This is a genomic window from Enterobacter cloacae complex sp. P14RS (genome assembly GCF_014895895.1).
GTDB classification, from domain to species: domain Bacteria; phylum Pseudomonadota; class Gammaproteobacteria; order Enterobacterales; family Enterobacteriaceae; genus Enterobacter; species Enterobacter bugandensis.
Genome location: NZ_JADBQM010000038.1, coordinates 1 through 217, shown reverse-complemented (window position 1 = coordinate 217; position 217 = coordinate 1). Strand labels below are relative to the sequence as shown.

At 52.5% G+C, this 217-nt stretch carries 1 tRNA gene; it reads right to left on the bottom strand.

Annotated features, from left to right (window positions below):
- Positions 1 to 98: 98 nt before the first annotated feature.
- Positions 99 to 175: transfer RNA gene (locus IM295_RS22875), tRNA-Arg, on the bottom strand.
- Between the last annotated feature and the right edge of the window lie 42 nt (positions 176 to 217).

Below are 217 nucleotides of genomic sequence, written 5' to 3'. Positions count from 1 at the left end.
GCCCTTCGGGCCGTTGCTAAAGCAACGTTATCCTCCCTGGTGCTTGCGATTAACTCGCAGACCTTGAAAAAACAGCATCGCTGTTATCTCGGAGAATATGGTGCATCCGGGAGGATTCGAACCTCCGACCGCTCGGTTCGTAGCCGAGTACTCTATCCAGCTGAGCTACGGATGCATCGGGAACTGCTTTCAGAAATAGTAAATGGTGCATCCGGGA